Below are 26925 nucleotides of genomic sequence, written 5' to 3'. Positions count from 1 at the left end.
TCGTTCATTATATGAGGGTTCTGGGGGTCTTTTAACACCATTATAATTTTCCCAAGTTTTTAAATTAGAAGTTTCTGTTCATAAATGGACTATTCGGGAAAAAGTTTGAATCAAATACAAAAAAAGACCAAATGGCCTTTTTTTGTTTTTATCTCACACTGGAGGCTGAATTGGTGGGTTGCTTGAGCGTCTTTTAATCATTTTTTATATCCCCTTTCAATTGATTTTTTCAATATATTTTACAGCTTCATCAAACCTGCCTATGTTTCTATAGTGATTTGAAATAAGCTTATAAAAACCAATTAATTCTTCACTCCTGCCGTCGCTTTCCTCAAGGTAAGGGATTACCTTTGATTCCGTATAAGCGACCGACCTCTCTGGAGATTCAAGTGATATTAAATGATAGTTAGCAAGGATTCTATACTTTCGGTTATCTAAATCCTTGGCTAATTGGTAAACTTCCTGAAAAACTTCCTTAGCAGAATCAGTTTGATTCATTTCCATGTATATTTCACCCATAGAATACAAGGTTATTAGATAATGAGTCGTATTTTGTGCTTGAAGAGTTATACTTTTCTCAAAAAACACGATCGCTTCTTCGTTATTATGTAACTTCTTCTGAAGATAACCCATATTGTGATAGATTTCCGGAAGAAGTTTTTTCTCCTTAAGGATCTCTGCATTACGGATTAAATGTTTGAAACAATCCAATGCTTCATCATAAATTTTAGAAGAAGTATAATTTATCCCCAGAAGCATGAGTACATGTAATATTCTTTTAAAATTATGATCCATCATAAATTCTTGCAGTGCCATCTTTCCAAAGTGTATAGCAAATCCCGCTTCTTCAAGTGAACTTTTTGCAAGGGCCCTATGATAAAGCAGTTCCCCTTTTGAAATTTCGATCTTATCATTTTTTCCGATCGAATTCAGCAACTCATCCGCTTTTTTATAAGATCCCTTCTTTAATAACCATACAGCATTAAGATAGGAAAATAAAGCCAATTGAGGTTGGGAAAATATTTTCTTCTGCTTATTCATAAGTTCAGATTGTTTCTGTGCTTCCGGAATCATCCCTTTAAATAATAAGTATCTATATTTCGTAAGTTCATATGTATACAGGTAACTGGTGAATGGAATAATTCCTTCGAATTCCTGAAGCTTTGCCATTGCAGCGTCTGCTTCATCATTTAAATAATAATCTATTTTTTCATTAAGTTCGTTCATAAGTGGTTGGATCTGTTCTACATTATCTGTAAGAGTGGAAATATTGACCTCCAATCGCCCGAGCAATAACCCGATGGTTTCCTGATTGGCTTCCTTCGAAGTTGCTTCAATTTTGCTTAAATGCGGCACTGAACATATGCCGTTCGCCAGCTCTTTTTGTGTCATGCCTTTTTGAGTTCGATAAAATTTAATTAAAGGACCAAATTGCATATACCCACCTGCCTTTTTCTTATTAATCTACCATTATTTGAAATTAAATAAACACGACTAAAGGCCTATTTTTAAAAAATTCTGCATTTTGAGACTAATGTAATTTCTGAAATAAAGCCACCCGGATCAATCAACCCGGATGGCTGGCAATGTTGTGGGCTAGACTTTATGTTATTTTACTCGCGGGAATCCGAATCCAGAAGCATAGTCGTCACCTGTTGCTGCTCCTGTTCCACCTTTAATATCATAAAGTTTGGCGCGCCTTTGAATTTCAGAACGAAGCTGTGCATTGCTCCAGGACTTATTGGAAGACCATAGTTTCGCTGCAAGTCCGGAAATATGAGGAGTCGCCATTGAAGTACCACTCATCGTTGTGTAGTTTCCATCTACCGCAGTCGAATAAATTCCGCCACCAGGAGCGGATACTTCAACATCTTTTTCTTGGATATAGTAGTCGCCGTCTGTATTAGGGTTACCACGAGAAGAGAAGTTTGATACTCTATGTGTCCCGTTGACAAAGGCATTATCAAGTGATGCAACAGCAATCGCATTTGTAAGAGCTCCTGGGTAGCCAATTGTGTTTGCATTTGGACCGCTGTTTCCTGCTGCTGCTACAACCAATGCACCTTTGCTGTATGCATAATCAACAGCGCTTGCAATCATTGAATCCTTTCCGCTTGAACCTAAAGACATTGAAATAACGACCTTTGTTCCTGTACGAACACCTTCATCAGCAGCATGGCGGATGGCACCAGCGATATCATCAGAATATCCAGAACCATTGTCACCTAGGACTTTATAGCCCCAAAGCTCTGCTTGCGGAGCCACTCCATAAATGCCCGCTCCATCATATCCTCCATTCGCAACGGCTGTTCCGGCAACATGTGTGCCATGGCCCTGTCTGTCAGTACATGAACCGTTCACCATTGAAGATGAAGTCTGAGTAAAATCCTTACATTGCTCCACATTATCAGTCAAATCGATGTGGTTCCTGTTAATTCCCGTATCAAGTACGGCAACCTTAATTCCGTCACCGCCAGATGTTGCTTGAACATTATTGTCATTATAAATCGCTTGAATGCCCCATGGTGTCTGGTCGGAAGGATAGGATGCCTGGACTGTATAATCGCCCTTCCCTTTTCCATTTCCGTTGCCTTCAACTCGGGCATCGATTGAATGTTTCTCAACCTTTGAAACTTTTAAATTTTTGTTATTCAATAATGCCTGGTACTGTTTGCTGTTTACTTCAGTTGTGAATCCCTGACCACCAAAATCCCAACGCTTCCCGTACTGATCTTTCATCTTTGCTTGTTCGGAACTCGGACCTTGAATCAAAACTCGATAAGTATCCTGGCTTTCTGTTGCGCCTGCACCGAAAGCCCCTGTTGCAAACATGGAAACACCCATTGCCAAACTAAGTACTGCAGATCCGAGTATTCTTTTCTTCTTCATCCTTTTGCTCCTCTCACCCTTTAAAATAGTGCAGCTTGCTGGCTGCGTGTTTAGTATATTTCAAATTTTCTGCCTATATCAACTGCTAACCATGCTTCAATCATTGGGAAAAAAGTAGTAGTTAAAATCAGTAATAATTAGGATTTTGAAGTTATGTGCCACAAAATTTTCCAGTGAATGTAAAATGTAAATGGTAAAAAAATGCGGTTTACTTCTATAAAAATAGTGATGACATAATCTACTGGGAAATTCGATAAATGAAAAAGTTGCTGGAAATAAATGTGTTAATTTTATTGGGAAACCAGCTAATTTTCTTCAGGAAATTGGGTTATTTCGCTGCTGTTTGCTAACCCCTTTTTAGCTCAATTCCATCTTTAAAATAAAAAAACACTACGATTTTTCATCGAAGTGTTCTTAAAGATATTTACTAAATGCCTTGCTAAGGCTATTTAAAAACGGCACATCTAATCTGGATTTCGTGTTGTTCAAATAGAATGCATGGTTTGGTTTTATGCCGATAATACTTGGAGAAAGACCCATTAACTGAAGTTCCTTAACTAAAGAATAGAAAGCTTTTACTCCTTCATTCGTTAACTCACCAACACCATTAAAATCAAACAGAATATGGGTGTAGCCGCCATCCTGTGATTTTTGCAGGACTCTTCTTTCATTTTGGGAGATCAATTGATGATCCAAATGGCCAAAAAGAGGAACCAGTGCTGAAGACTTTGTTAATTTAATGAAAGGACAGGAAAGATTTTTTATCTCATTTAATGTCTTCTCAACCTGTTCTTTTTTTTCTAGAAGCTCTAGATTGGTTTCAGCCAGTCGGAGGCGGTGTTTCTCAACGATACCTTCAAGCTCTGTCAGTCTATGGTCTTTTTCAATGCATATGACATGGCCTTCCCCGCCATTCCATGTAATGCTTATATCCATGAGTGCGTAAGGCGTCTCTTTCGTTTTCATAATTAATTCGCCTTCTGTCCGTATTTTTAAACAGGAAAACAGATTTTTCATCTTCTCATGGCTTTCCCAATCCACAAGATCAGGAAAATGATCATAAATATGAAACAGTTCTGCACTTCTATCTGAATATGCAAGAATAGTATAATTTTGATCAATTAGAAAATAAGGTTGAGGCAAATATTTATGTTCCGACACTCTTTTTCACTCCATTAGGATGACAGTCAAGCCAGTTTTTAATGTCCTCCAGATTTTTAATGAATTTTGTACGTTCTGAACCATGGCGGGAAAATTCGTATTTTTCAAGAAGTCTTCCTCCAACAATGATTTCTGGTCTGTTTGGCAGCTTTTCAAGTTCTTTTATATATGGGGACAAGTATTCAGCATGATAAAGAATTGAAAAAGAAAGGCAGATTACATCCGGCTTCCATTCCAAAGCTGCTTTTTTTACGTAATCAAGAGGAAGATTGGGACCATGAAATCGCGTTTCCCATCCGTACTCATTAAACAATTGGCTGGACATCTTTAATCCCAGATAATGCTGCTCTTTTTCAACGCAAAGAAACATGGCTTTCTTTCCTAAAGATGCAATTGGTAAATCCTTGCCTTTTTGCCAATGATAACGCCCAAGCAGAAAATCACAAGTAGAGGTTGCGAGGTGTTCATCGGCAACGGTGATTTTATTCGTCTCCCACAAATATCCGATATGCCTCATTGCACATGTTATAATTTGATCGTAAATATAGAGGCTGCCACTGCCGTTAAGCATTTCTTCTTCAATCAGTGCCCAGGCAGCATCCTGGTTTCCTTCAAGCAAATACCCTGCTAATTCAATTGCTTTGTGCATTGTCGCGACACCTCAGTTCTATCAGTCATCCTGCCCATGTTTTAAAGAGAATATCGCACTTTCGAGAATGGAAATAAACGAGGTCAGATACTCTTCCTTTTCTTTCATTAAAGCAACTTTCAATTTTTCAAAATTATCTACTAGATGTTCAGTCTTCATACCTCTTGAAGTGAGGATTCCATCCAGCCAATGTGCGTAATCAATGAAGTATTTTTCCTCATTCAAAGCTGCTGCTGATTGAAGATGTTTTAAATGATGTTCATTATCCTCCCGGCATTTTTGCCGGCCACGCTCTCCATATTTCTCGAGCAAAATTGGATACTCCTTGTAAATCGCTTCGGTCACTTCATCGATAATATGAATCATGGTTAGCTCGTTCATTCCGCCACCACCTTGTATCTGTCAACTTTAGGCCGGATTGAAGCAAGTTCCTGGTCAGGATAATTTTTTTCCAATTCATGTACTTTTCGATATGCGTCGCTTGTAATGTATTTTAAGTAATGGTCCTTAGAATCCCAGCTGATCTGCACAGTTAATTGGGAAGGGGTTTGTTCGTTTTGGAGCAATTGAAATGAAATGAACCCTTCATATTCGTCTACTAATCTTGATCTTTTTTGATAGATTCCAATCACTTCATCGATTTTTCCTTCAGGTACGCTCACTGTCGAATGAACGATATACATCTCTCATCTCCCCCTTCTCTTCCAAAACACTTAGTTCAATTATACATTTCTAGTATACATGTATCAAATAAGCGATTTTCACAGTGAATAAATAACAAATAAAAAAATCTTGAATAATCATAGGAATTAAAATATGATACTAAAAAGCTAATGAAAGGGAGAAAATGGTATGATCAGAAAACTAAATAATATGGATCATGAGTATGTGATGAAGTTCTTAAGCACCGAACCTTCAATAAATTTATTTATTATCGGTGATATCGAGGCATTCGGATATGATTCGGATTTCCAGGATTTGTGGGGGATGTTTAATGATCAAAATGAATTAACAGCTGTATTACTTCGATTCCATAACTCATTCATTCCATATACGAAGAACAACCGTTTACCGGTAGATGAATTCACCAAGATTATGAAAGAATACCCTGACAAAATCTTTTTGTCAGGCAAAAGTGAACTTGTTGCCCAATTCGAGGATATACCGGTTCTGGATCTTGGCAAAAAACAAGTGACGTACTTTGCCGAATGTACTGCAGAAATAACGATCAACTATACAGAATTGAAAGTCAGGGAAGCAACTATTGATGATGTGGAACGAATCATCGATCTAAGAGCAGGAATTAGCGAATTTCATCTTAATCCAAATGCAAAAGAAATGCTGACTCGTTCCATTGAAACAGGGACGGGCAGAACATATTTCCTTGAGGAAGATGGTCAAATGGTGGCATCCGCATCGACAGCAGCGGAAAATTCAATGTCAGCGATGATTGTTGGAGTCTGCACACACAGAGATTATCGGCGCAGAGGACTAGCGACTACGGTAATGGAGAAACTTTTCAATGATGTTATGAATGAAGGAAAGCTTCTATGCTTGTTTTATGACAATCCCGAAGCTGGCCGTATTTATAAAAGGCTTGGTTTTAAAGATATAGGAATGTGGACGATGTACAGATAAGAAAAGCTCCAGCGCCTTTGACCAGTCGCTGGAGCTTTCCATTTACATAAGTGAATAATTTTCAAGACAAAAAATCTGGATGTCATTCAGCTATTAATGTTTTGCAGTTCTTGCAATTGCGTCGATAGCCTGCTTGATCTGTTCCTCTGTTACATCATAATGAGTGACAAATCTTACATATGTAGGTCCGAATGTCCCTGCGATGACGCCTTCTCCCCGTAGCTGGTTCACAAAAATGTCGGATGTAATATTAAGACCTGACACATCTGCAACGACAATATTGGTTTCTGGATGCTTGGCGAGCGCCATTCGTGGAATCGATTCGATTGCTTCAGCCAAAATCCTTGCATTCCGCTGATCTTCTCCAAGTCTGTCCTTCATTTTTGTGAGCGCGATCAGTCCAGGTCCTGCAATGACACCTGCTTGTCTCATCCCTCCGCCAAGGCGTTTTCTCCACTTCCGGGCACGATCGATAAATTCATTGCTCCCTGCAATAATGGATCCGACTGGCGCACCAAGACCTTTTGATAGGCAAATCTGCACGGTGTCAGTATGTTTGGCGAATTCGATTACGTCAATACCCGCAGCAGCAGCCGCATTAAAAAGTCTTGCACCATCCAGATGCACAGGTATATTATTGGCCTGTCCAATATTGTAGATAGCTTCCATGTTGTCAAGAGGAATGACTGCCCCTCCTGCCCTATTGTGTGTATTTTCAAGGCAAATGAGCCCTGTCTCAGGAAAATGGATGTCATCTGTCCTGAGCGCATTTAAAACATCCTTGGGTTCCATGGCTCCACGGTTACCTGGAATCGTTCTTGTCTGGACACCTGCAAGAGCGGCTACAGCTCCTGACTCATAATAAAAGATATGAGATTCTGCTTCCAATAACAATTCCTGACCAGGGCGACAATGGGTCAGCACTGCGATTTGATTTCCTTGAGTGCCGCTTGTAACAAACAAACCGGCTTGTTTCCCGAGAATTTCTGCGGCTGTCTCCTCAAGTTCTTTCACGGTTGGGTCCTCCTGGTAGACATCGTCCCCAACTTCAGCGTTATACATTGCCTTTCGCATTTCTTCTGTCGGTTTTGTAACAGTATCACTTCTTAAATCAATCATTGACATACCCACCTAACCCAATAAAAATTTTTCTTTTTATTTATTCTACCAACTACACCTGCAAAAAACTAACAGTTTTACTTTTTGATACTTCGGGTATTTCATTCCATATGAACTTATTAAGGAGGCTTTACAATGGATATTGGAAAAGTGATGACTAAAGAAGTAGAGTTTTGCAGTCCTGATACACCGTTACATGAAGTAGCGGCAAAAATGAAAGAACTTGATGTTGGTGTCATTCCTATTTGCGAAGGCGATCAATTAACAGGATTAGCTACAGACCGGGACATCGTCCTAAAAGCTGTTGCACAAAATACATCTCTGGACACCCCCATTTCAGAAGTAATGACAACAGACCCTGTTCGCGGTACTGTCCATATGACAGCTCAGGAAGCTGCTGACCTAATGGCAGATGTTCAAATCCGAAGGCTGCCAATCGTGGAGGACGGGAAGTTAATTGGTATTGTATCACTTGGAGACTTGGCCGTGACAGAGAAACTCGATGATGAAGCAGGACAGGCACTGGAGGAAATTTCAACCCCATCAGAACCTGAAAAATAAAAGACACAACCCTCCGTTTGTTTGCTCTCGGAGGGTTTTGTCTTTTGTATTTATATTTTCCTGAATTCCAGCCTGTTTTCCTTCATCAGGTATTGAAGCGCAGATTGAAAAGTTGAAAATGTCTGGGCATCCAATATTATTCCATCCAGAACCATACGCTTGACTAGCTCAGTATTCATGCCAACAAAGAATGTCCTTACACCCATCAATGACATGGAAGATGCCATTAGCTGCAGCTCACGCCCGATTTCTTCCAGGCAAACATCCTCTACTCTTTCACCTGTAATATCTGTAAGATCGATAATTGCTGTTTCGATTTCTTTGTTATGAATATAATTCAACAGCTTTACACGAATTTTGTCGAACCGCTCAGCACGGATCAAACCGGTAATAGGCACCAAAATTGTGTGCGGTATGATTGAAGGTATGACTGGTGCTGACATCTCTGAAATGATGGTTTCATACTCTTTTATTTTTTGCTCGAGTTCCTTTATTCTCTCTGTTTCCAAAGCAAGCAGTGCCTCCCCTAAAATGCAGCCATTTTTCTTTTTCTATAATACCCTTCCCTGAAAAATTTGTATAGAAATATAAAAACCACTCCTAAGATAGAAGCAGTTCAGGCATTTTATATATGTAGTTCGATCACCATTTAGTTAATTATGCTGATTAAATGCATAATTTCCTCATAGATTTGGTCTTGATAGTCATCGTCACAGCATCTATTAAAGTCGTCAATTAAACGGCCAAGTTCTTTCAAAAATATCAATTTTTCTTCTTCATTGATCATGGCAAAATTCTCCTTAATAGGACAAAAGTCGCGTATGTGGTTAATTTATCATAAATATTTTTTTTATTCAATTGAAAACATCCACTGCTGTCCTATTATATTTTGTAAATATGGAGAAACTATGCATTATATTTGTTGAATTAGAAAGGAGTACATATGTTAGTGAATATTGTCAGGCTTGGGATGGTGCTTCTATCCTGGTCTACTTTGTTATTGTATCCAAAACGTGCATTTAAGCTATTTTTGCCTGTCACACTCTTTGTAACTGGCCTCGTTTCCATCCTGTTATTGTTATCAACTCCGTATAAGTTATGGAGAGTTTCAGGGGGACTCGGCACCAAGATTTTCAATGATCTCAGTTTTACTTTAGGTCCCTTTTTTGTTGCGAATCTCTGGATCTTTCGATTGGCATACGGGAGCATTTGGCAGTATTTAGGGATAAACCTTGTAATTGATTTCATATTAGCTTTTCCAGTAAGTAATCTTTTCAAAAAAATGAATGTATACAGGCTTGATCGATTACAGCCTCTTTATTTTTTTAGCGTGATATACTCATTTGCCATCCTGGCATATTGTTTTCAATATTTTTTTAGAGAATCCAGACGATAGTTGTAGTTGTTATGGATTTGCTACAACAAAAATAGAGGGTCTCCCAAAAAAGTATAACTTTTTGGCACCCTCTTTATTTTTTGGTCGGATTGTAAAAATTGTCCGTTGATTTCCGTTCCAGGAGCTTCGCTTTCCGAGGGGCCGGGGGCTGAACCTCCTCGCCGCCGTTGGCGTCTGCGGGGACTCACCTGTCCAGATGAGCCCGCAGGACATTGATTTTGCTTCCTCGAACCTGCTCACGCACGATGGAAATGTGTTAGCATTTTCGGAGGAGTCTTCGTGCCTTTCACTCCAATCAACTCAGGTTTCTAAATTTATTTTTAAATGCAACGAATTTACTCGACCTTTTGAGTCAGCCTCTATTCTTCTTCTGCTGTAACTTCAACATATATAAGCTCTAGACCTTTTGTGTTCTCTAAGTAATCAATTACTGGATCGATTTCGTTACGCAGCTTTGGTGATAATGGAAGCTCAATTTTCTCATTACTATATGTAAAGATGAGTTTTTCCGGTATTAAGGTTCCACCCTCTTTTTTGTTGATTTGTTTCATTTCTGTGATCTCATCCCAGGAGTATTCTGTTTTTTCAATTTCCCATAATTCGTCGTAGTATAGACCGCTTTTGTCCATGTAATAATAATTGTCAAGGCTTAAGTAGATACCTGCAGCAAATATGAAGAATGTAACGATTGAAATTGATAAAATATTCATTCTTCTTTTCCTGGAATCTTCAGTCTTAAAAAGATAAACAGCTAAGATGATCAATAATACAGGAATAATCAGGAACATCGCTACCATTGCTATGTAGGATGACATCGGACTGTCAAAAAACCAGTGCGATTTGTTTAAATAGAATGATTGATGAATAAAACTAACGATAAATATCCCTATTGGTATGGATGCAAAGAACAGGATCACAGCAGATGTAATCAGCATGCTTCCCGCACGGTCAGCATTATGTACGCTCAAATTGAATATTCCCCTTTTCTGATTTCTTTATATTTCAATAATTTATATTCGACAAGGAGTAAATATTTTCCTTCTGAAAAATAAAATAGACCACCTTCATATGAAGGTGGTCTAAATAAACTGTTTACATTTTATTTCTTTAAATTTTCCTTGTCTTTCAACCGGTTTTGCTGGTCGGGAACCCTTCCTTGATTCTTAAACTCATCAATATTCTTTTCATTCCCTAACTTTTCACGTTCATAATCAGCAAGGCTTTTCGTATTCTCGTTGTCATTTAACATTATGTTCCCCTCCTTAACAAGGTATGGTTGTCTTTTCCCAAATAAAAGCCTGGTAAACATTAATCGGCCGTTGCTGAAACTGAACAATCATTTGTTTCAATTTTAGTACTATGGTTTAGTTTTTAAACAATAAGTCATTACTGTCTTTCTTTGAAGTTATTACGAGCAATAAAATAAATTTAAAAAACAGCAAGTACTCAATGTTTACTTCTTCCTTCATGTTGGTAATATCAATAACACGGAATTCATCAAGTAAAACAGTAAGAAAGGATTGTGCGAAAATGAGAGAAGTTACGGTAACTGTAGACCTAAAGGGGAAAAATTATTTAACGAATGTAATCGCGGACCGCGATACAACAGAGGAAGAAATCCTGGATATGGCTCGCAAACAAGTGATGAAGCAATGGACAATCTAAATAAATTTAAGGATGTTCCTAAGTTTGAGGAACATCCTTTTTTTATGAAAGTAAAAAATAAATTCCGGCGGAGAAATGAAAATGAGGTAAAGATTAATCAATCTTCGTATAATTCAATGGGCAAGCCATCTGGATCCGCAAAAAAAGTAAATTGCTTTTGTGTCAATTGATCAACTCGTATCGGCTCAACATCAATTCCTAATGATTTTAGATAATCGACAGAAGAGGCCAGGTTATGTACGGAAAACGCGAGATGCCTGAGACCAGCTGCTTCAGGGTAACTTGGGCGATCTGGAACCTCCGAAAACGAGAAGAGTTCGATTTGGCAATGTGTTCCTACTGCTAAATCCAATTTAAATGATTCGCGCTCTTCTCGATAACTTTCAGAAATCACCTTAAGCCCGAGGACATTTACGTAAAAATCTTTTGATTTTTCATAATCGGAACAGATTATTGCAATATGATGGAGCTTATTAAGGTTCATTTCAATCACCTTGCCCATTTGCTAATCGTGATTGTAGTCCCTGTCCCCGGCATTGAATCAATATCAAAAGTATCCATTAGCCTTTTTACGCCTGGAAGACCTGCTCCAAGGCCGCCAGATGTAGAATAGCCGTCTTGCAAGACCATCCGGATATCGCTGATTCCTGGCCCCTGGTCTGAGGCCGAAATCTGGATTCCTCTTCTTCCTGCTTCCTCCAGGACACTAATCGTAATCTGACCAGTACCGGCGTATAGATAGATATTTCTTGCAAGCTCAGAAATAGCTGTCGTGATTCTTGCCTGGTCCACACTCCCAAACTGAAGATCTTTCGAAACTTCCCGTCCCTTCTGGCGAGCAAGCACTATATCAAATTCATTATTTATATTTATTACTATAGGTCCTGTCATATGGCTAACCCTCTAACAACTGGCTTAATATCGTAATTCCTTGTTCGAGATCCAGAGCTGTTTGGACATTTTCCAAAGTAATGCCTAATTCAATCAAAGTAATCGCCACTGCTGGCTGGATTCCTGTCAACACGGCTTTAGTTCCCATCAGGCTGGTCATGACAATGACATCACCTAACACTTTAGCAATGAAAGAATCAATCATGTCAACAGAAGTTAAGTCAATTACGACACCTTTTGCTCCAGTATCTTTTATTTTATTTAGAAGATCCTCTTGAAAAGTCAATACTGTCTGGTCATCAAGCTCAACTTGTATTGATACCAATAAATAATCCTTTAATTTTAATATAGGAATTCTCACTTCACATATGCCTCCAAATCATTAGACTCACCAGAATTCACTATGTACAAATAAATTCACACCCAGATGTGGACATCCTTACACTTGCACTTTAGCAAATAACATTTTAATTGGATTATACGCTAAAAACAGAGAAGTTTACAAATTAAAAGTTGCTTTAAATTATATGAAATGATTTAATAGAAAAATTATAAAAACCTCCAAAAAGGAGGTTTTAAATAGCGCGCGCTGGGTAAAGGTTAAAAAGCTGTATTAAAACGTTGTTTTTGCACCAAGATAGCGTGGCTTCCAATAAGAATTCTTCATGTCACTGATTTCTACACCTCTTGACGAACCAGCATGAATAAACTTACCGTCGCCAAGATAAATACCGGCATGAGATGGACCTGGTTTATAAGTTTCAAAGAATACTAAATCCCCTGCACGTGGAGATGAAATCGATTTTGTTGCATCCCAAATAGATGCCACTGTACGCGGAATTGAAATTCCAACTTTCGCGTACACATAATGTAGATAACCGGAGCAATCAAAACCGGATGGTGTGCTTCCTGCCCAGACATAAGGAACTCCAATATACTTTTTCGCTTCAGTGATCAATGCGTTAACCTTTGATGTAGAAGCATAAGTTGCTACTAATTGAGTATTAGGAGCAGAAACATTAGTTGCAACTGGTGATGAAGCAGTTCCTGCAAGTTTAAGGACTTGTCCCGGAAAAATAAGGTCAGATGTTAGGTTGTTGATAGATTTCAATTGTAAAAGCGATAAATTATGGCGAGCAGCAATGGTAGACAGATTGTCACCACTCCGGACTGTATAAGTGCTTGAAGAGCTTGCTGGTGCTGAAGATGATGTAGAAGCAGCAGAACCAGATACCTTCAATCTTTGTCCGGGATAGATCACATCGGATGTTAAACCGTTTAACGATTTAAGACCGCTAATAGACATTCCATAGGATTTTGATATTCCCCATAAAGTATCGCCTGACTTTACCATATAAGTAGAATCAGATGAGCTAACGTTAGCATTTGTTGCAGTTGTGTGACTGTGAGGTGCGAGAACCGATAGTTTTTGATTTACATAGATAATAGAGCTTGAAAGATTATTCCAATTTTGAATATCCTTAACACCTACATTATATGTTTGTGAAAGCTTCCATAAAGAATCTCCTGATTGAACAGTGTGAAATTTTTCATGTGCGCTTGCAGATCCATTGAAAGAAGTAAATAAAAATCCGGCCGTTGCAGCCACTGTCAAAAGTTGTTTTTTCATGTTAGAGCAACTCCTTTGATTTCGCTTACTAGATAATAGTAAAATTTCCTAAACTAGTTTTGAATCGATAAATAATGGTTTGTGAGGAATAGTTTTCCTTTGGTAAAAATACCGTTTTCATGCAAAAAAGAGCCTAAACCTTATATTAATAGGGTTTATAGGCTCTTTTTTCCTGTAAAATTGATATATCTGTAACATTATTGAAATATAAGCTTAATCTTGCTGTAACCTATAAAATAAAATCTCTCTACGTATGTAATAAAGGAAACAAGTGAAAATAGTCCTGATTTTATGATAGAAGAGAAAATATTATAAAGAAGCGGAATTTACAAGACGAAAACGAAACAGCCCGCAGTTGCGGGCTGTTTCGCTTTAAAGATTCGTTTTAATCAATTTGTTTGCCAGTTCATCAACTTGCTGTGGATTGCTTGTTGATTTAGCTGCTGACGCAATTTGGCTGATGATTTGGCCGCTTCCGGGGTTTGTAGAACTAGTTGAATGAAGTCCTGACCCGTTTTTTGAAGCACCATCACTCAAGCCCGATGTGATTTCTTTCGCAAATTCGGTGATTCCTGCAGCCATTGGCTTATTGAAAGCTGTTTGTGTATTTGAATTTTGGAAAAGCTGCCTCATTCCGCCCATTCTGTTACGGAAGACATAAGCGGCTGCAGCGCTTGCTACAACACCCATTAACGAATAGGCCATGGAGCGATTTCTCTTCCGTTTGTATCCGAACGTTTTCATTATATCTTGAGGAAGGTTTGACCTCATCAATGTTGAAATCCAAGCGGATCTATTCATTTGGCAGCACCCCTTTTTAATTTAGAGAAGCATCTAACATACCTCTCCATCAATTAGTATTTGGTTTCTGCCTTACGATATACCGGTAAAAGATTACAACATATACTCTCTAATCATTCAGGAACGGCTTAACTTTTTGAATAGCTGTTTCCAGTTTAATTGCGTTCTGGCTATACATTTTCCTTGCTTCAGCTCTATCTGTTTCTAAAGCGAATAACTCCAGATCAGCCTGGCATTTATTCAGCATGGCAAGCAGGAGCTTTCGAGGTTTAGGAGTAGGTATCTGTAATTGATCATCATATATATCAACTGTCAATTGGCCATAGGAATCCACCTGCCCAAGAAAAACGTTGTCCAATGTCACACCCAGATTCGCTAATTCAATATCGAGCCACCCTCTGTTTTTCCCTACAGCTGCTAATTGATCATTCAGTACATTCCCATCCATTATGACTGTGTGGGTTTCTTTTTCGGGTGCAACCTGTAAATTCAAGTCTTTTGCCGTGATTGGCTGCAATTCTTTTTTGAGCAGGACACTTAAGTCCCCTTTTGGTTCTAGGACTGCGAATTCAACATCAGCTGTTTTAAAGACATTCTTCTGCCTCAAGAGAGAGTTCAATTCATCAATCGTATATTTTTCTTTTTTCAGGTTTTCCTCTAAAATCTTTCCATCTTTTATTAAAATCGTAGCGTTTCCTTCAATTAAATCGCGAAATTTCTTGCTTTTTATTCCTATCAAGTCATGTGCATATGTAAAAACTCCAAATATTGTAACGGCTAAAACACCATGAAACATATTACCATCCAGCCCCATGATGACTTCGCCTGCAATACTCCCAATCGTTATTCCAGATACATATTCAAAAAAAGACAACTCCGCCAATTGCTTTTTCCCGCCTAGCTTTGTTATGGCAAACAATGTAACCAAAAACAAGACTGACGATATGAGTATATGCGTCCAATCATTCATTTTCCGACACCTCTACCCTTTATATTGAGGTTCTTCTATTTCAAGCTGAATTTTTCGATTTTCCAGATCAGATTTAATTTCATTGATCACAAGCATCGTTTCATGGAATATCTTGCTAGCTTCAGGTACTGTCGTATTTAAAGCCAAAGATGATAATTGTGCTTCTATTCCTTTGATTGTCGATAAGGTTTGGTTCACATTTGCTGCAACAGTCAATTTATCTCACCTTTCCATATAGGAAAAGGGCGGGTTCCCCCTGCCCTCCCAGTTCTTATTGTTTATATTGTGGTTCTTCTTGTTCAATTTCCTGCAATCGTGGCTGGATGCTATCAATGATTGCCTGTGTTTGTTGAGCAGCGGATTGGTACAACTGTTTTGCTTGCTGATTTTCTGTTCCAAGTGCAAAAGTCTCCAAACTTGCCTGAGCACTTTTTAGACCAGCGAGTGTTTGTTTTACTTGAGCTCCAACTGTCATTATGGTCCCTTCTTTCTAAGAAAATTAATACTATTTTAGTATGGCTGTGATAAAAAGAAATATTCCTGTTTGTTCAGCAAAAAGAAAGCCATTGGGACCAATACCAATGGCTGTTATGTATTCATTCCAGGTCATCTTTGACAATAATCCTTGTATTATAAAGAGCATATCCATTTTTCCATTTAGCCCGTATTTCCATTGCATAATCGCCTGATGCAATGCTTGTGTCCTGAACATCTAATGGATGTCCGTTCAATCCTTTATAAACTAGTTTGCCGGTATCAATATCCCATAAATAGCACTGGACGGAAATAGGTAATTGTTTGAATGCCAATTTTATTTCATCATAATCTGCGATGACAATAGGTGAATCCTTTTTTGCTAAAGCAACCGGTTCGAATTCAGTGTCATCAGCAGCTGTTCTGCCCCACTTTTTCATAATGAACATAACCGGTTCAATCTGGACAGCCCTTTTCTCAACAACCACTTCCAGTAATGATGGTTTTGGTTTATAAAGACTATAGGCTCCCCAGCCAAGGATACAAAGTAATATTGATAAAGTCAGAAAGCCCCATTTTACTGATTTCCTCACTTCACATCCCTCATTTCACCAATGGCAAATGGTTCCGATAAAATAGACGGATTAAAAATAGAGGAGGTTTCAAAATTTAGTATTAATTTTTTCAATTTATTCGTTAAATAGTACATCGGGATGTTTGTATAAATCCTATGTAAAATAATCGCTTATATAATTTTTTGAAATGTAGGTTTTCTGTAACATTCCTTACATGCAAAATATCCGGCCAATTTTATACTTATCTTATAAATCTAGATAAAGTATGGTGAATTTGAAATGCAAGGAATTGTAAGTAGAGCAAATACAGGGTATCATTCTGATGGAATCGATTTTAATGAAAATCCCTATATTGTTATTTGGGAGGTAACAAGGGCTTGCATGCTAAAATGTGTGCATTGCCGGGCGGATGCGCAAAATAAACCCGATCCAATGGAATTGTCACCTGATGAGGGTTTGCGGTTAATCGATCAAATTTACGAAATGAATAATCCTATGCTTGTTTTTACAGGCGGTGACTGCATGATGCGTGAGGATTTGTTTGACCTTGCTGATTATGCAGTCAAAAAAGGGATGCGCGTTTCAATGACTCCAAGTGCGACTGATAATGTGACGAAAGAGAAGATGGAAAAGGCAAAGGAAGTTGGCCTTTCCAGATGGGCGTTCAGCCTCGATGGTCCTTCACCTGAGATTCATGATTACTTTCGTGGAACTCCAGGTTCATTTGACCTGACAATTGAAAAAGTTAAGTATATAAATGAATTGAATATGCCATTACAGCTTAACACGGTCATTTCACGGTACAACTATGAACATCTTGAACAAATGGCTGAACTTATGAAAGAGCTGAAGGTGGTAATGTGGTACATATTCCTGCTGGTTCCTACAGGCCGAGGTCAGCTTGATGCGTGCCTCAATTTAGCTGAACATGAAAAAGTGTTCAAATGGCTTTACGAGCTGAGCAAAACTGCTCCATATGATATAAAAACGACTGCAGCACAGCATTACAGACGTGTGGTATTCCAACAAAAAGCACGTGAAAATATGGTGAATAAAGGTGAAATCCGATACGAAGACACATTGACCAAAAACATGGCTTCCGTCTTTGATGGCTTGAAACGTGCTCCTAAGGGAGTAAATGACGGGAATGGATTTGTTTTCATATCCCATACTGGTGACGTCATGCCATCAGGACTGCTGCCGTTGGTTGGTGGAAATATACGCCAAAAACCTCTGGCAGAAATCTATCGCAAATCACCATTGTTCAAAGATTTGCGAAGTCCTGACAAGTATAAGGGTAAGTGTGGTGTATGTGAATTCCGTTATGTTTGTGGTGGGTCCCGCTCAAGAACATTTGCGGTAACAGGTGACTATATGGGCAGCGAACCATTCTGTGTCTATATACCTGAAGCAATGCGAAAGAAGGAAAAAAGATTATAAACAATGGAAGGCAGCCTCTTTATATGGGGCTGTTATTTAATTTTTGACACTTTAATGACATTGGAATTACTGTGACATAAAGCACGGAATTCTGCATTTATAAAGTTTTACAATTAAATCAACGAAAGGATGGTGCAAAGATGACAATCTTGATTGATCAACACGCATACAAATGGTTTGAAAAGGAATTTGATACTCCAAAGCCGTTTTTCATCCGCTTATATCCTCAATACGCAGGGTTTGGATGCAAGAACAAAGGCTATAGCCTTGCATTTTCACTCGAAGCCCCCGCCATTGCCGCTCAGCAGCAAGAGATTGATGGGATTACATTTTTTGTAGAATCGAATGATACTTGGTTCTTTGAAGACACAGACTTGGAAATCAAATACAGCGATAGTGCTGGAGAAATTTTTGCTGATTATAAGGAGCATCATTAAATCCAAAACTGAGCCCCTGGATTAAACCAGAGGCTCTTTATTCATCACATTTCCTTCGGCGCTTTTATTCCCAGCAGTCTCAAGCCTTCTTCCAGCACGATACTTACCGAATGCACCAGCGCCAGACGTGATTGTTTTTCAGCATTTTCCTCAAGTATCCTCACTTCACCGTAATATTTATTAAAGGATTGGGCCAGATCCAATATATATTTTGCAATTCGAGAGGGGTCATACTTTTCGGCTGCACCTTTTACAACTTCCTTAAAAGCTAATAGTTCGGTTATGACTGGCCACTCTGCTGATCCTTCGAGGTTAATTTGCTCATATTTTCCATCAAACGCCGCTTTACGTAAAATGGATTGTGCACGTGCATTTGTGTATTGGATATACGGCCCGGTTTCCCCTTCCACCTTTAACATTTCTTCCAGGGAAAACTCTATATCGTTCATACGGAAATTTTTCAGGTCGTGGAACATAATTGCACCTGTACCGACCATCTTTGCGGTTTCTTCCTTATCTGATAAATGAGGGTTCTTTTGTTCTATATTCTTTTTAGCCAATTGAATGGAATCTGTTAGTACATCTTCAAGCAGGACGACCTTCCCTTTTCGGGTGGACATTTTTTTGCCATCCTTCAGCATCATGCCAAAAGGAATGTGGATGATGTCTTCCGCCCATTTGTTCCCCATTTTCTTCAAAACGGCTTTCAGCTGTTTAAAATGAAGGCTTTGTTCATTTCCAACTACATACAATGATTTCGTGAAATCATACTTCTCTAGCCTGTACTTAGCGGCAGCCAAATCACGGGTTGCGTACAATGTTGCTCCATCCGATTTTTTTATCAGGCAAGGAGGAAGCTCAGCTTCATCGAGATTGACTACATGCGCTCCATCCGATTCTTCCAGAAGTCCTTTATCTTTGAGCAATTCCACGATCACATCCATTTTTTCATTATAAAACGCTTCTCCTGCATAGGAATCGAACTGAATGCCCATTAAATCATAAATTTTCTTGAATTCCAGCAAGGATTCTTCCCTGAACCATTCCCATAGTTGAAGAGCTTCATCATCTCCATTTTCAAGTCGTCTAAACCAGTCCCGTCCTTCTTGTTCAAGTTCTGGCTGGCTTTCAGCCGCTTCATGAAAACGGATATAAAGCGATAGCAGCTCCTTGATCGGATTTTCTTTGACTTTATCCTCTGCTCCCCAAAGTTGATAAGCTGTGATCAACTTGCCGAATTGAGTTCCCCAATCCCCTAAATGATTTATTTTCACAATTTCGTAGCCACACTTTTCCAATATTAAGGAAAGTGAATTTCCAATCACTGTTGAACGAAGATGGCCCATTGAAAATGGCTTCGCAATATTAGGTGAAGACAAATCAATCGTGATTGTTCTGCCTTTTCCTAATTGTAGATTGCCGTACGAATGGCTATACTCCAGTATTTCTGACAAAACTTCTTTTGATGTCCTCGATTTGTTCAAGAATGCATTGACATAGCCTCCTTCTGCCTCGATTCTTTCAAATGAATCACCATCTACAATCTGTAATTGACTGCTTAATTCCTCGGAAATCTTACCAGGAGGCTTTCTCATAATCCTGGCAAGCTGGAAGCATGGGAAGGCTAAGTCTCCCTGATTTAAAAACCTTGGTTTCTCAATCAAGCGTTCAATTTCTTTAAAAGATAGGATTCCCTCAAGTTTTGAAGCGAGTTTTTCGGCAAATATTTTGACGTAATCCATTACTAAACCCCCTTGTGAAAAATAAAAAACTCCCGTCTCTATAAAAAGAGACGAGAGTTTAAGCCCGCGGTACCACTCTAATTGTTCCAAACAAGGAACCTGCTTTCATTGATAACGGAAGTCATTTCCGGCCTGCCCTACTCTATTCAGGAAGCATCTCAAAAGTGCGTTTCATCATTCTGTAGCACCAGGCTTCCACCGGCCCTGGCTCGCTGTCGCAAACAAAGAATAACTACTCTCTTTATCATCGATTAGATATTTTTACCATTATATACAACAGTTAATGGAAATTCAACAACTATTTTCTGATAAGTGATGAATCAAATTCCTGTATGGTTCTATTCCTTTCATCCAAACTTTCAATGTAATTTCCGTCAGTATACTCTCCAATTATTTTACGCCAAAAATTCCTGGCAGGTTCATTTTTTTCCACCTGCGTGATGCTCCATTTACCCGGGAACTGATCAAACAATTTATTCGCCGCCATTTTACCAAAACCTTTTCGGTAAAATTTCCTTAATACGAAAAATTCAAGGATAACATTTGGCTCACCGCGCTCTACCATTGCAAACCCTGCAAGCTCATCATCATGCATAATAAAATACGCAAACAAATCGGAATCAGTCCAATATGGCTTTAAATCAAACGGAGCATAGCTTCCATATTCCTCAAGCCTGATTTCCTGGAAAACAGTGAATTCATAAATGTAAAATTGAATTAAATTATGGAGTGTGGTTTCGTCCTCCGGCTGAACACGTACAAGATTGATCACATACATACCCCTTTTATAACAAATAATAGATTATCCTTGAAGAATTATTCACCGCAACCATGAGAAATCCTTTTTTTATGAGCAAAAAAAGAGATACCAGCCGGCATCTCTTTAATCCTCCCTATTTGGGTATGAATACAAATAAGTGATTTCTTTTTCTTTGATTGCAATCTTAACAATTTCTAAACCATTCGCTGATTCAAAAATTTGAAATGACCCCTCAGCATTTTTTTGCTTCCATTGTCCAGAAGACTTAATTTTCTCAAGGTATTCTTTATAGCTTTCCACCCCCCCTTGTTTCCAGTGGTATTTCTCTGTGTTCCCTGAAATCTCGACTGGAGTCAGTCCGACTGGATATGGGAGAAAACCATAGCCATGTGTGACGTAAAGCTGGGATTCATGCTTGTATGGTATAGTTTTTTTAAAATCTAAAGACGCTATGATCTGGAAGATATCAGCATATTCCAGTCTGGGATAATCAAAACTAAAGTGCATCGTTTGCTGGCCGATATCCACAAAAAAATGGTAGCGGAGACTTACATCCATCATTTTTACATGTTCGATGTACAACATTGTTGGATAAGGAAAGTTCTCCATTTCCTTGGCAGTATTCATTGGCCTGGAATTGATGATTTTCTCCTTCTCTGTGACAGTGACGGACTCTGAAAACCCTACAGGATCTGACTCTCCTTCTTCGAAAAAATCATAGCCATTAACCCTTTTTTTGCTATACACTTTCTCTAAATCCCAAGTGAAACTGTATCGATTAACGCTTGATTGAACAGTTCTTTCATCAGTTTGATCATGATTTTGCAGCTGAAATAACAGTCCAGCAGATATGAATAAAAACAAGGCGGTAAGTACAAAGCTTTTAACCTCAAAAAGTTTGTTTTTCACCTTTGTCACAGGTTTAGTCCGAATCGAAGACCTGATGCGGTTTCTCATTCTATTGCTTTGTTCCACTTCTGGCGCTAGCTTTTTCATCAATTTCCAATGATCATCAGATTGTTTGTTCATGTTGACCGCCTCCCTCCAATGGATCCATTTTTCTCAAGGCAGTTAATCCTCTGGACAATGTTTTTCTTACTTTCACTTCAGACCAGCCGAGGATTTCAGCGATTTCCTTTGTAGAAAGTTCTTCAATCTTTTTTAACGTAATCACAAGGCGGTAATCGGGTTTTAGCTTTTGGATTGCTTCAAGGGTTTTCTTTATCGAATCCCGGTGTATAACAAACTGTTCCATATCGAATGAAGATTGAATATCTTGTTCTCCTGAAAATATGGATAAAATTCGTCTTCTTTTCCTCCTGCGGATTTCATCAATAACAAGATGTCTTGCAATGCTGAAAAGCCAGGTTTTCACATTTCCTCTGTCGTCCCTCCGATCGTATGAGGTGTACGCACGCAAGAAAGTATCATGTACAAGATCCTCGCAGAGTTGTTGGTCTCCAATCATATAAAAAATGAACCGATAAATGTCTTTATAATAGGTTTCATACCATTCCATAACCTGTTGTTCTTTTTGATATTCAGTTATATCCCCCACCTCATTTCCTCTCCTATAATAAGTCGGATCATATTTAAAATTGTGACAGTTCATTATCGATTTTTTTAAAAAAATGTTCCTTTTTTCTTTAATTTAGTAAAAACTCTTTTTTTTAAAAAGGGCAGCCCGACTTTATAAATCTATGATACAAGCTGATGCTCGTCCGTTTTTTTTTCATATGATGTTGTTGTAAGGTTCGGATCTTACCTATCTTCTAAAATGGAAGGGGGTGGAGAGATGCTTATTACTGCGATCGTTGTGCTGTTGCTAGCAATTGCTTTAGTCATTGCAATCTTGCTTGGGCAGGATGCTTTAGTTGATGTACTTTTCAACTGCATTGGCGAAGTTATTGCTACTGAAAACGGTGCTGCTTAATCTCGATGAAAGATTTGACAGCTGAATCCCCTTACAGTCTCCCTGGCTATACCGGTATTGGCCCGGGAGATTCACTATTTTCTAGACAATGCGAAACCCATCAAAATTCATAATGATTAATTGAAAGAAACAAAATATTTAGAAAGGATGATATTGAATTGAAAGATGAGAAGATGAAGAAAAATCAAGATAGTTCGAAGAAAGACCTGTCTTTGAATGAAATTTTCAATTTCGCTCAGGTCTTGTTAAAGAAATCGGAAAATGATAGCAAGGGACATTCAGACAAAAATGGCCAGCCCAACATTGCTGAACAACTTAAAAATATCCCGATTGATTCCCTGCTTTCAAAAGCTCAGAGTTTAATTTCCCCCTCGACTATATCCTTGCTTTCAAAGTCGGTCAATGCTGTTGAAAAAAATGAAAAGAATAAAGAAACAACATCGACATCACATGTTAAACAGGACCTTGAACAATTGTCAGCAGAGATATCCCATGTAAAAGAAACACTGGCACAAACTCAAAATATTTTAAACGAAAAAGATTTACAATTGAAAAACCTTCAGATGGATATTCAACACCTAAAGCGGCGAAGAAGACGATAAAAGATTAAGGATACTACTGATTAGTTTAATGCTTTTATTGTTCAAAGTATTTAGAAATTTACAAAATTGTATACCAACAGCAAAAAAACAGCTGCAAATGGACAGCTGTTTTATGTTCCAACACTTTTGGAAGAATCATTTAACAATGTAAATGACTTCTTGCTCACTACATTCTTTTCAGGGATTAACGGGGATATGGATTTATATTGATCATCAGGAATCGAGGTCGGATGATCAATGGAAAAATTCTTTTAAACTTCTTTTTTCATCATATTAAGTAAATTAATTAAGAAAAAGAAACAGAATAATGTACTGAGGAGGATCCATGGATGAAACCTCAGTACTCTGAAATTTTGGGCAATCAATCCTGCCCACTCATTAGAAAGTGTTTCTGGCAGTGTAGTATCTCCGATGAAGATTCCCTGCTCCGTTTGCCCGCCAAGAAATGCATTGAATATTCCAAGCTGCATCAGGATAATCACAGTACTAAAGAGTTGCTGGACAACGAGGAGAAGGCCAAAAGATTTAAAAAAAAGGCCACAGGTGTCTTGCGAATATATGCCAATTTCCAGCCCCCATCAATTTAGATGTGATAACGAACGATTGTTTTATTATCTGGCCAATTAACTCTATAGTCGATATGACCAGTGAAGGGAAAGCAATGATTGTCAGAACCCCGATTTGATAGGATGTAACGATCTAGACAGAGATTCCTGTAAAGTGTTCTGTGACAGGTCCCATCAGGAATAAAGCGATAATCAACATTGGAATGTAACGGAACCCCAGGAAGAAATACTGAAAATAAACTTTAGCTTTTGGAATCCACAATGCAATGATCACCCCAACTAATACTCCCAGAAAAACTCTCAAAGCTGTAATCGTGAACGCGGCAAGGATCGTAAACTTCATGCCATACACATTGATCAGCACCATATCCTGACCATTTCGGTCCGTTCCAAAAGGGTGTTCTAATGTGGGGGGCTTAGGCGCGCGGCCGATAATATTGGCGTTTTCGTCATAAAAGAATAGTTCTGCATCGTAATCCTTGGGTCCCCTAAAGGGATAAGCTATTCGACAAAAAAATGGAAAAACCTTGTAAAAAATAAAAAAAACGACCTCCTTTTCGAAGAGAGTCGCTTCTAGTTTTGCCTTATTTTGCTTAAATGACCAAGATCAAACTGCCGACACTTGTTTGAATTTCTCCTTTTACACTATCTTAAACGCCGTAAAAGAAATTTAGCACTTTGCTTTCATAATCAATACCTTATCGAATCAATGATATAGCATTATACCCAATCTCCTTTTTTTAGTATGATAAAAGGACAAGGGGTATCCTAACTGTAATTGGGTATCAGTAAATTGAGGAGATGTTTTTACATTGAAAGAATTGATGTCTATTGAAGAAGTAAATGGCCTGATTAATGATCATGAATTAAGCTTTATTTATGTTTTGACAGATAGCTGAAGCGTCTGCCATGGTTTGCTTCCTCAGGTTGAGGAAGTGCTGGAGAATTTTCCGAAAATCGAAACGGGACTGGTGAACGCCGGAAAGGTAGAGGAGATCGCGGGTTTCCTGATGGCCTTCACGGTGCCGGTTCTTGTCCTATATGCAGATGGACGGGAATATTTAAGAGAGGCAAGGTTCGTTCAGGTCGAAAAATTAAGGGAAGATCTCTCGAGGATATATGAAGGATTTTACGGAGAATGAGAGGAGCCTGTATTTATCACAGGCTCCTTATGGTTTATAGGTCCCATCATCCAATGAACATTGGTCACATACCGCCATCAGAGTGCTTGTTGTCCCCCATCATATAGTTCGAACTATCACCAGGTTTGGCGTGAGGGTGTGTAATTTTAGCAGGATCATTATTATTTTTCTTCCGCTGATGGTCAATGACGAGGGCGAAACCTAATATGCCAAGAATGACAAAGAATAGCCAGGTCAATGTCAGCCCCCCTTTTGGAAAAAGTTTTTATATCCTATTCGAATATTTGCCTTCCAATGCATCGATATACCTTTTTGCCGATCTTTGGACGGATTGATGAGCTTGTTTTTTTATCACTCTGTGAAAGGCGTTATAAAGTGTTTCGAATTGTAGATCATTTACTTTTGCAGCCATATCTTTTACCTGAATGGCTGGCAAAGGAATGAGATTCGGATAGCTGTACATAAAACTCACCCACTGTCGGTCTGCGACAACCTGAACAATGTCACCAGTGAGGAGGATTCCCTGCTCATTTTTCCAGTGTAAAACGGTACCACCCTCAAAATGGCCGCCGAGCCGATGCAGCGTAAGGCCCTTATCAACCTCGAGGGAATCTCCTGACCAGAAAATAATTCGCTCACTGGACCTGGTCACCCACTCCTTGTCATCCTCATGAATGTAAATGACAGCATTGAATCTCTCAGCCCATTCAACTTGTGTTGAATAATAATGAGGGTGTGATAAGGCAATGGCATCAATTCCGCCTAATTGATTGATTTCTTCGACCGTTTTTTCGTCAATATAGGTAATGCAATCCCACAAAAGGTTGTATCCTCTGTTCTGCACTAAATATGCAGTCTGACCAATCGCAAATGATGGTGCTGTTGTGATACTGTGCAAGCCGATCTCTTCTGTCATTATTGTATTAGTATATAGCCCCGATTCAATCATCTGATTCAATGTGGTCCACGATTGTCCTTCAGGGTTAATATATTGTCTTTCATCAGTGCAGATTGGACAAAACTCTGGTATTGCTCCTGTTTTTTCATATTGTACCCCACATGTACTGCAAATGAAATGGTTCATTCTCGACACCTTCCAAAGTCCTTTGATACCTTAAGTTTATTGGAATTAACCAAAGAACAAATCGTAGGGATGTTGTGTTTCCTCTCATACTTTAGACTGAGAATATTACAGCTCACCATCCATCAAACCGCCGATACGAATGTATTCAATTATTTTTCTCGCCTCCGTTTCAGCTCTCTTCCTCCCAAGTTCAGTTAAAAACCAATTATCTTTCCGTGTGTGTAGGTCGTCGCCTGGACATTGGCTAAACTGAATCCAATCAGGCATATAGGTTTTAAAAGTCAACAAAGACCTTCGCATATGATAAGTAGTGGTGACAATTAAAAGACGCTTAATATTGTGCAATTCAAAGTATCGATCGAGTACCAGTGAAGATGCAAGAATGTTTTCCTTCGTGCTTAATGAGATGTCTTCAATTAAGATATCTTCTTCCGGCATCCCTTGCTCAACGGCTTTTTTCTTCAATAAATGTGACTCGGGCAAGTCTGTCCCAGGCCAGGTAACTCCCCCGGAAAAAAGGATTTTCTCAGCCCTTCCGGCATTGTATAACTGCATTCCGATTGGCAGCCTGTATTGAATCGCCTTGCTGCTGCCTAACACGACAATACAATCCCCATTAACCTGATCATCAGAAATATTTTCATACAATAAGTTAGAAATTTGTTCATCTGTAAGTGTTTTTGGATTTAATTCGGAAATTTTCATTTATCACACCTCGAGCATCATTGAAATTCTTACGTTTTACTTAACATTCTCCATTCACAGGCCTTCACCTTCTTTTTCCAAATTTATGGAGGTAT

General features: G+C 38.6%; 37 protein-coding genes, 1 pseudogene and 1 other annotated feature. Of the genes and pseudogenes, 9 read left to right on the top strand and 29 right to left on the bottom strand.

The window, feature by feature from the left end; all coding sequences use genetic code 11:
* Window positions 1-216: 216 nt before the first annotated feature.
* The 7 genes and pseudogenes from ACXAEA_RS10675 to ACXAEA_RS10645 form a co-directional block, all read right to left on the bottom strand.
* Entirely contained in the window at window positions 217-1227 is a 1011-nt protein-coding gene (locus tag ACXAEA_RS10675; protein WP_475098113.1) for a tetratricopeptide repeat protein, read from the bottom strand.
* A gap of 48 nt (window positions 1228-1275) precedes the next feature.
* Window positions 1276-1437, bottom strand: a pseudogene (locus ACXAEA_RS10670) (helix-turn-helix domain-containing protein); the annotation flags it as partial.
* A gap of 171 nt (window positions 1438-1608) precedes the next feature.
* Window positions 1609-2889 (bottom strand): S8 family peptidase, encoded by a 1281-nt coding sequence (locus tag ACXAEA_RS10665; RefSeq protein WP_475095862.1) that lies wholly within the window; start codon window positions 2887-2889, stop codon window positions 1609-1611.
* A gap of 414 nt (window positions 2890-3303) precedes the next feature.
* Window positions 3304-3855, bottom strand: a complete 552-nt coding sequence (locus ACXAEA_RS10660; RefSeq protein ID WP_475095861.1) for an STAS domain-containing protein — start codon at window positions 3853-3855, stop codon at window positions 3304-3306.
* Window positions 3856-4036: 181 nt separating this feature from the next.
* Window positions 4037-4699, bottom strand: a complete 663-nt coding sequence (locus tag ACXAEA_RS10655) for a cobalamin B12-binding domain-containing protein (RefSeq protein ID WP_475095860.1) — start codon at window positions 4697-4699, stop codon at window positions 4037-4039.
* A gap of 21 nt (window positions 4700-4720) precedes the next feature.
* Entirely contained in the window at window positions 4721-5080 is a 360-nt protein-coding gene (locus tag ACXAEA_RS10650; RefSeq protein WP_475095859.1) for a hypothetical protein, read from the bottom strand.
* Window positions 5077-5382, bottom strand: coding sequence for an antibiotic biosynthesis monooxygenase family protein (locus ACXAEA_RS10645; protein WP_475095857.1), 306 nt, complete (start codon window positions 5380-5382; stop codon window positions 5077-5079). The genes ACXAEA_RS10650 and ACXAEA_RS10645 overlap by 4 nt, the downstream gene beginning before the upstream one ends.
* Before the next feature lie 169 nt (window positions 5383-5551).
* On the opposite strand from ACXAEA_RS10645, the gene ACXAEA_RS10640 reads away from it, so the two are divergent.
* Window positions 5552-6337 carry a GNAT family N-acetyltransferase gene (locus ACXAEA_RS10640; protein ID WP_475095856.1) on the top strand — a complete coding sequence of 262 codons (786 nt, stop codon included), beginning with the start codon at window positions 5552-5554 and terminating at the stop codon, window positions 6335-6337.
* A 93-nt stretch (window positions 6338-6430) separates the two neighbouring features.
* Here the strand turns inward: ACXAEA_RS10640 and ACXAEA_RS10635 are convergent, their stop codons facing one another.
* Window positions 6431-7456 carry a threonine aldolase family protein gene (locus ACXAEA_RS10635; RefSeq protein WP_475095855.1) on the bottom strand — a complete coding sequence of 342 codons (1026 nt, stop codon included), beginning with the start codon at window positions 7454-7456 and terminating at the stop codon, window positions 6431-6433.
* A 135-nt stretch (window positions 7457-7591) separates the two neighbouring features.
* Here ACXAEA_RS10635 and ACXAEA_RS10630 point away from each other — a divergent pair, with 135 nt between their 5' ends.
* On the top strand, window positions 7592-8017 hold the full coding sequence (locus ACXAEA_RS10630; RefSeq protein WP_475095854.1) for a CBS domain-containing protein: 426 nt from the start codon (window positions 7592-7594) through the stop codon (window positions 8015-8017).
* 50 nt (window positions 8018-8067) lie between these two features.
* On the opposite strand, the gene ACXAEA_RS10625 is transcribed toward ACXAEA_RS10630, so the two are convergent.
* The 4 genes from ACXAEA_RS10625 to ACXAEA_RS10610 all read right to left on the bottom strand — a co-directional run bounded on the left by ACXAEA_RS10625 (window position 8068) and on the right by ACXAEA_RS10610 (window position 10662).
* On the bottom strand, window positions 8068-8526 hold the full coding sequence (locus ACXAEA_RS10625; RefSeq protein ID WP_475095853.1) for an STAS domain-containing protein: 459 nt from the start codon (window positions 8524-8526) through the stop codon (window positions 8068-8070).
* A gap of 140 nt (window positions 8527-8666) precedes the next feature.
* Entirely contained in the window at window positions 8667-8804 is a 138-nt protein-coding gene (locus ACXAEA_RS10620; RefSeq protein ID WP_475095852.1) for a hypothetical protein, read from the bottom strand.
* A gap of 968 nt (window positions 8805-9772) precedes the next feature.
* A complete protein-coding gene (locus ACXAEA_RS10615; RefSeq protein WP_475095851.1) occupies window positions 9773-10381 on the bottom strand; it encodes a hypothetical protein in 609 nt (202 codons plus the stop codon).
* Window positions 10382-10512: 131 nt separating this feature from the next.
* The gene (locus ACXAEA_RS10610; RefSeq protein WP_475095850.1) at window positions 10513-10662 is read right to left on the bottom strand and encodes a hypothetical protein; all 150 of its coding nucleotides are present in this window, start codon (window positions 10660-10662) and stop codon (window positions 10513-10515) included.
* A 281-nt stretch (window positions 10663-10943) separates the two neighbouring features.
* Between ACXAEA_RS10610 and ACXAEA_RS10605 the strand changes: the two genes are divergently transcribed.
* Window positions 10944-11078 carry a BA3454 family stress response protein gene (locus ACXAEA_RS10605; protein ID WP_475095849.1) on the top strand — a complete coding sequence of 45 codons (135 nt, stop codon included), beginning with the start codon at window positions 10944-10946 and terminating at the stop codon, window positions 11076-11078.
* Window positions 11079-11175: 97 nt separating this feature from the next.
* Here ACXAEA_RS10605 and gloA2 read toward each other — a convergent pair whose 3' ends face one another.
* The 9 genes from gloA2 to ACXAEA_RS10560 form a co-directional block, all read right to left on the bottom strand.
* A complete protein-coding gene (gene gloA2, locus ACXAEA_RS10600) occupies window positions 11176-11562 on the bottom strand; it encodes an SMU1112c/YaeR family gloxylase I-like metalloprotein (protein WP_475095848.1) in 387 nt (128 codons plus the stop codon).
* Window positions 11563-11567: 5 nt separating this feature from the next.
* Entirely contained in the window at window positions 11568-11969 is a 402-nt protein-coding gene (locus ACXAEA_RS10595; protein ID WP_475095847.1) for an anti-sigma regulatory factor, read from the bottom strand.
* Between the two features lie 4 nt (window positions 11970-11973).
* Window positions 11974-12330, bottom strand: a complete 357-nt coding sequence (locus ACXAEA_RS10590) for an STAS domain-containing protein (RefSeq protein WP_475095846.1) — start codon at window positions 12328-12330, stop codon at window positions 11974-11976.
* Between the two features lie 252 nt (window positions 12331-12582).
* A complete protein-coding gene (locus tag ACXAEA_RS10585) occupies window positions 12583-13599 on the bottom strand; it encodes a C40 family peptidase (protein WP_475095845.1) in 1017 nt (338 codons plus the stop codon).
* Window positions 13600-13971: 372 nt separating this feature from the next.
* Entirely contained in the window at window positions 13972-14400 is a 429-nt protein-coding gene (locus tag ACXAEA_RS10580) for a hypothetical protein (RefSeq protein ID WP_475095844.1), read from the bottom strand.
* 109 nt (window positions 14401-14509) lie between these two features.
* Window positions 14510-15370, bottom strand: coding sequence for a DUF421 domain-containing protein (locus ACXAEA_RS10575; protein WP_475095843.1), 861 nt, complete (start codon window positions 15368-15370; stop codon window positions 14510-14512).
* Between the two features lie 12 nt (window positions 15371-15382).
* Entirely contained in the window at window positions 15383-15586 is a 204-nt protein-coding gene (locus ACXAEA_RS10570; protein ID WP_475095842.1) for a DUF1657 domain-containing protein, read from the bottom strand.
* A gap of 55 nt (window positions 15587-15641) precedes the next feature.
* Window positions 15642-15845 (bottom strand): DUF1657 domain-containing protein, encoded by a 204-nt coding sequence (locus tag ACXAEA_RS10565; protein WP_475095841.1) that lies wholly within the window; start codon window positions 15843-15845, stop codon window positions 15642-15644.
* A 121-nt stretch (window positions 15846-15966) separates the two neighbouring features.
* Window positions 15967-16437 (bottom strand): hypothetical protein, encoded by a 471-nt coding sequence (locus ACXAEA_RS10560; RefSeq protein ID WP_475095840.1) that lies wholly within the window; start codon window positions 16435-16437, stop codon window positions 15967-15969.
* Window positions 16438-16698: 261 nt separating this feature from the next.
* On the opposite strand from ACXAEA_RS10560, the gene ACXAEA_RS10555 reads away from it, so the two are divergent.
* Window positions 16699-17859: a TIGR04053 family radical SAM/SPASM domain-containing protein gene (locus ACXAEA_RS10555; RefSeq protein WP_475095839.1), complete on the top strand. Its 1161-nt coding sequence runs from the start codon at window positions 16699-16701 to the stop codon at window positions 17857-17859.
* Window positions 17860-17999: 140 nt separating this feature from the next.
* A complete protein-coding gene (locus ACXAEA_RS10550) occupies window positions 18000-18296 on the top strand; it encodes a HesB/YadR/YfhF family protein (protein WP_475095838.1) in 297 nt (98 codons plus the stop codon).
* Window positions 18297-18340: 44 nt separating this feature from the next.
* On the opposite strand, the gene argS is transcribed toward ACXAEA_RS10550, so the two are convergent.
* From argS to ACXAEA_RS10530, 4 genes are all read right to left on the bottom strand, one after another.
* On the bottom strand, window positions 18341-20038 hold the full coding sequence (gene argS, locus ACXAEA_RS10545) for an arginine--tRNA ligase (protein WP_475095837.1): 1698 nt from the start codon (window positions 20036-20038) through the stop codon (window positions 18341-18343).
* Between the two features lie 43 nt (window positions 20039-20081).
* Window positions 20082-20295: a binding site (T-box leader), on the bottom strand.
* A 41-nt stretch (window positions 20296-20336) separates the two neighbouring features.
* Complete coding sequence (locus ACXAEA_RS10540) at window positions 20337-20810, bottom strand: GNAT family N-acetyltransferase (RefSeq protein WP_475095836.1); 474 nt, start codon at window positions 20808-20810, stop codon at window positions 20337-20339.
* A gap of 111 nt (window positions 20811-20921) precedes the next feature.
* Window positions 20922-21827 (bottom strand): hypothetical protein, encoded by a 906-nt coding sequence (locus tag ACXAEA_RS10535; RefSeq protein ID WP_475095835.1) that lies wholly within the window; start codon window positions 21825-21827, stop codon window positions 20922-20924.
* A complete protein-coding gene (locus ACXAEA_RS10530; RefSeq protein ID WP_475095834.1) occupies window positions 21811-22356 on the bottom strand; it encodes an RNA polymerase sigma factor in 546 nt (181 codons plus the stop codon). Before ACXAEA_RS10530 ends, ACXAEA_RS10535 begins: the two co-directional genes overlap by 17 nt.
* Before the next feature lie 237 nt (window positions 22357-22593).
* On the opposite strand from ACXAEA_RS10530, the gene ACXAEA_RS10525 reads away from it, so the two are divergent.
* From ACXAEA_RS10525 to ACXAEA_RS10515, 3 genes are all read left to right on the top strand, one after another.
* Window positions 22594-22731, top strand: a complete 138-nt coding sequence (locus ACXAEA_RS10525) for a hypothetical protein (protein ID WP_475095833.1) — start codon at window positions 22594-22596, stop codon at window positions 22729-22731.
* 158 nt (window positions 22732-22889) lie between these two features.
* A complete protein-coding gene (locus ACXAEA_RS10520; protein WP_475095832.1) occupies window positions 22890-23333 on the top strand; it encodes a hypothetical protein in 444 nt (147 codons plus the stop codon).
* A gap of 329 nt (window positions 23334-23662) precedes the next feature.
* A complete protein-coding gene (locus ACXAEA_RS10515; protein WP_475095831.1) occupies window positions 23663-23920 on the top strand; it encodes a hypothetical protein in 258 nt (85 codons plus the stop codon).
* A gap of 112 nt (window positions 23921-24032) precedes the next feature.
* Here the strand turns inward: ACXAEA_RS10515 and ACXAEA_RS10510 are convergent, their stop codons facing one another.
* Window positions 24033-24266 carry a hypothetical protein gene (locus tag ACXAEA_RS10510; RefSeq protein ID WP_475095830.1) on the bottom strand — a complete coding sequence of 78 codons (234 nt, stop codon included), beginning with the start codon at window positions 24264-24266 and terminating at the stop codon, window positions 24033-24035.
* Window positions 24267-24834: 568 nt separating this feature from the next.
* Between ACXAEA_RS10510 and ACXAEA_RS10505 the strand changes: the two genes are divergently transcribed.
* Window positions 24835-25041 (top strand): YbbN family protein, encoded by a 207-nt coding sequence (locus tag ACXAEA_RS10505; RefSeq protein WP_475095829.1) that lies wholly within the window; start codon window positions 24835-24837, stop codon window positions 25039-25041.
* A 64-nt stretch (window positions 25042-25105) separates the two neighbouring features.
* Here the strand turns inward: ACXAEA_RS10505 and ACXAEA_RS10500 are convergent, their stop codons facing one another.
* From ACXAEA_RS10500 to ACXAEA_RS10490, 3 genes are all read right to left on the bottom strand, one after another.
* The gene (locus ACXAEA_RS10500; RefSeq protein WP_475095828.1) at window positions 25106-25279 is read right to left on the bottom strand and encodes a hypothetical protein; all 174 of its coding nucleotides are present in this window, start codon (window positions 25277-25279) and stop codon (window positions 25106-25108) included.
* A 27-nt stretch (window positions 25280-25306) separates the two neighbouring features.
* Window positions 25307-26125 (bottom strand): MBL fold metallo-hydrolase, encoded by an 819-nt coding sequence (locus ACXAEA_RS10495; RefSeq protein ID WP_475095827.1) that lies wholly within the window; start codon window positions 26123-26125, stop codon window positions 25307-25309.
* 105 nt (window positions 26126-26230) lie between these two features.
* Entirely contained in the window at window positions 26231-26830 is a 600-nt protein-coding gene (locus ACXAEA_RS10490) for a YdcF family protein (RefSeq protein WP_475095826.1), read from the bottom strand.
* Window positions 26831-26925 lie beyond the last annotated feature (95 nt).

It is taken from the genome of Mesobacillus sp. ABV4_180 (genome assembly GCF_056158485.1).
This window is presented reverse-complemented; position numbering and strand designations above follow the sequence as displayed.

Bases quoted from the DNA above. Each gene is read 5' to 3' on its own strand.
- ACXAEA_RS10675 (WP_475098113.1), bottom strand. From the start codon at position 1,227: ATGAACGAACTTAATGAAAAAATAGATTATTATTTAAATGATGAAGCA.
- ACXAEA_RS10665 (WP_475095862.1), bottom strand. From the start codon at position 2,889: ATGAAGAAGAAAAGAATACTCGGATCTGCAGTACTTAGTTTGGCAATG.
- ACXAEA_RS10660 (WP_475095861.1), bottom strand. From the start codon at position 3,855: ATGAAAACGAAAGAGACGCCTTACGCACTCATGGATATAAGCATTACA.
- ACXAEA_RS10655 (WP_475095860.1), bottom strand. From the start codon at position 4,699: ATGCACAAAGCAATTGAATTAGCAGGGTATTTGCTTGAAGGAAACCAG.
- ACXAEA_RS10650 (WP_475095859.1), bottom strand. From the start codon at position 5,080: ATGAACGAGCTAACCATGATTCATATTATCGATGAAGTGACCGAAGCG.
- ACXAEA_RS10645 (WP_475095857.1), bottom strand. From the start codon at position 5,382: ATGTATATCGTTCATTCGACAGTGAGCGTACCTGAAGGAAAAATCGAT.
- ACXAEA_RS10640 (WP_475095856.1), top strand. From the start codon at position 5,552: ATGATCAGAAAACTAAATAATATGGATCATGAGTATGTGATGAAGTTC.
- ACXAEA_RS10635 (WP_475095855.1), bottom strand. From the start codon at position 7,456: ATGATTGATTTAAGAAGTGATACTGTTACAAAACCGACAGAAGAAATG.
- ACXAEA_RS10630 (WP_475095854.1), top strand. From the start codon at position 7,592: ATGGATATTGGAAAAGTGATGACTAAAGAAGTAGAGTTTTGCAGTCCT.
- ACXAEA_RS10620 (WP_475095852.1), bottom strand. From the start codon at position 8,804: ATGATCAATGAAGAAGAAAAATTGATATTTTTGAAAGAACTTGGCCGT.
- ACXAEA_RS10610 (WP_475095850.1), bottom strand. From the start codon at position 10,662: ATGTTAAATGACAACGAGAATACGAAAAGCCTTGCTGATTATGAACGT.
- ACXAEA_RS10605 (WP_475095849.1), top strand. From the start codon at position 10,944: ATGAGAGAAGTTACGGTAACTGTAGACCTAAAGGGGAAAAATTATTTA.
- gloA2 (WP_475095848.1), bottom strand. From the start codon at position 11,562: ATGAACCTTAATAAGCTCCATCATATTGCAATAATCTGTTCCGATTAT.
- ACXAEA_RS10595 (WP_475095847.1), bottom strand. From the start codon at position 11,969: ATGACAGGACCTATAGTAATAAATATAAATAATGAATTTGATATAGTG.
- ACXAEA_RS10585 (WP_475095845.1), bottom strand. From the start codon at position 13,599: ATGAAAAAACAACTTTTGACAGTGGCTGCAACGGCCGGATTTTTATTT.
- ACXAEA_RS10580 (WP_475095844.1), bottom strand. From the start codon at position 14,400: ATGAATAGATCCGCTTGGATTTCAACATTGATGAGGTCAAACCTTCCT.
- ACXAEA_RS10575 (WP_475095843.1), bottom strand. From the start codon at position 15,370: ATGAATGATTGGACGCATATACTCATATCGTCAGTCTTGTTTTTGGTT.
- ACXAEA_RS10565 (WP_475095841.1), bottom strand. From the start codon at position 15,845: ATGACAGTTGGAGCTCAAGTAAAACAAACACTCGCTGGTCTAAAAAGT.
- ACXAEA_RS10555 (WP_475095839.1), top strand. From the start codon at position 16,699: ATGCAAGGAATTGTAAGTAGAGCAAATACAGGGTATCATTCTGATGGA.
- ACXAEA_RS10550 (WP_475095838.1), top strand. From the start codon at position 18,000: ATGACAATCTTGATTGATCAACACGCATACAAATGGTTTGAAAAGGAA.
- argS (WP_475095837.1), bottom strand. From the start codon at position 20,038: ATGGATTACGTCAAAATATTTGCCGAAAAACTCGCTTCAAAACTTGAG.
- ACXAEA_RS10535 (WP_475095835.1), bottom strand. From the start codon at position 21,827: ATGAACAAACAATCTGATGATCATTGGAAATTGATGAAAAAGCTAGCG.
- ACXAEA_RS10525 (WP_475095833.1), top strand. From the start codon at position 22,594: ATGCTTATTACTGCGATCGTTGTGCTGTTGCTAGCAATTGCTTTAGTC.
- ACXAEA_RS10515 (WP_475095831.1), top strand. From the start codon at position 23,663: ATGAAACCTCAGTACTCTGAAATTTTGGGCAATCAATCCTGCCCACTC.
- ACXAEA_RS10510 (WP_475095830.1), bottom strand. From the start codon at position 24,266: ATGGTGCTGATCAATGTGTATGGCATGAAGTTTACGATCCTTGCCGCG.
- ACXAEA_RS10495 (WP_475095827.1), bottom strand. From the start codon at position 26,125: ATGAACCATTTCATTTGCAGTACATGTGGGGTACAATATGAAAAAACA.
- ACXAEA_RS10490 (WP_475095826.1), bottom strand. From the start codon at position 26,830: ATGAAAATTTCCGAATTAAATCCAAAAACACTTACAGATGAACAAATT.